This window comes from Marinobacter sp. MBR-105 (genome assembly GCF_053628895.1).
This window is the reverse complement of sequence record NZ_JBRJHG010000056.1, coordinates 1-1,290: the sequence shown is the minus strand read 5'-3', so window position 1 is coordinate 1,290 and position 1,290 is coordinate 1. Positions and strand designations below refer to the sequence as shown.

1 protein-coding gene is annotated in these 1,290 nt (G+C 51.8%); it reads right to left on the bottom strand.

The genetic code is table 11. The features are described from left to right. Positions 1–610 precede the first annotated feature (610 nt). Positions 611–1,177, bottom strand: coding sequence for a hypothetical protein (locus ACSSVV_RS20970; protein WP_454106971.1), 567 nt, complete (start codon positions 1,175–1,177; stop codon positions 611–613). Between the last annotated feature and the right edge of the window lie 113 nt (positions 1,178–1,290).

The window sequence follows — 1,290 nt, the reverse complement described above, 5'->3', positions numbered from 1 at the left end:
TATCGAACGACAAACTTCCGCGACCACTGAGTGCAGCCAGAACTTCAGTGTGAGTTTTCGGAATGTCATCTCTCATACGAGAGCCCCATAACGCCTGCATAAACGGCGGCTTTTACGCAGCGAAGCGGAGAGAAAGCCGTCCGGTGGAGGCCCCTCGGGCCGGAACGAATTTAATGCACTGGTTAGAGCTTCCGAGGTCATATGCCATTGCATCCCTACCGCCTTCGCCTGAATACCCGTAACGCAGCAAATGCCATTGCCCCAACCAACGCAATATTCAAAGATAGGGAAGCAAATGATACCCACGTCGGGTATTCCTGCGGAAGCATGACAGCGTAGGAGCGTGGAAACGAAGGTGGGTCTAGCTTCTCCACGCTCTGCCACACAAACGGAAAAGGAAAGCCGTGAGGAACTTTGCCCATTTCAGCTCTACTATCAACAGTTGCCGGCACAAACAAAGAAGCCATGACGAGGACAGCCGCCAAACAAACGCATCCGACAATCTGTTTTGCCATGCCACTCCCCCTGTAGGCTCTAACGCCGACAGCACGCGCGGCTACGTAATGGAGGCGAAGCCGCAATGAAGTAGACGTCGCCGTGACTGTGTTGGTTAGGGCTCATCTGACATTGTGCCTAATTGTTGATAAAGGTTCTGAAGCTCGCCAATCAGACCGCGCTTGTTACCCATTGCGTTGTTACGCCGGGCCATTTCAGGGCTGCCAGGCTTCCACGAGGAAATTTGGCGAATGACCTCATCTTCAAGCTGGAGAAGTTGATTTATTGCTGCAATCCGCGCTGCGATCTCTTGTGCCTTAGCCTGCTTCAGTTGCGCCTTTTCTGCTTTCTCTTGAGCTGCAGCAGAGCGCGCGAGTTCTTGTCGAGTAGCTTCAAGTTCATTCTTTGATATCTCGAGTTGGCGACTCTGAAGCACGATAGTTAGCAGCAAAGCTATAAGAGCTGAAAAGCTAAGGATTGGGCTCAGTATACCGCCGACGAAGTCACCAAAAGTTCCCCACCGTGTATGGTCACTCGAGAGCCCACCATCAAAATTGATGAAATAGAAGATAAAAACAGCGGAAACAGCCCCAGTATTGATGGACAAGATCCAAGCTAACCACTTACGCAGTTGGTCTGAGTCAAAAGCCTCTAATTTGCCCTTCAAATCTCGCTTTGCCACGAAATATCCTTTTCGCCCTAACGCTGAGGTAACCGGCGCCGGAGCGCCAGCGGAGGGAACCAAAAGCGGTACGCTTTTGGCGTCCGGTTGACCGCCTTGTTAATGGCCGTTCA